At 62.4% G+C, this 271-nt stretch carries 1 protein-coding gene; it reads left to right on the forward strand.

What is annotated here, in order from left to right; genetic code table 11:
* Positions 1–271, forward strand: a 271-nt coding sequence (locus SB775_RS29755; protein WP_410864841.1) for an Arm DNA-binding domain-containing protein, incomplete at both ends; no start/stop codon positions are given.

A 271-nucleotide genomic window follows, 5' to 3' on the forward strand; every position in this document is an offset into this window, starting at 1 on the left:
CGCCAGACAACGAAACGTGGATTCAAGACCAAGCGCGAAGCAGAGCTCTACCTCGCCACGGTCGAGACCAACAAGGCACGTGGCGAGTACATCGACGCGAGTGCTGCTCGGGTCACTATCGCCTCGCTCGGCACAGAATGGCTCGCAAACCAGACGCACCTCAAACCCTCGTCACTCCGGCCCCTCGAGATCGCATGGCGCCTTCAAGTCGAGCCCCGCTGGGGAAAGGTCCCAGTCGGTGACGTGAGGCACTCGGATGTCCAGACGTGGG

The sequence above is a fragment of the Peribacillus sp. SIMBA_075 genome (assembly GCF_046534585.1).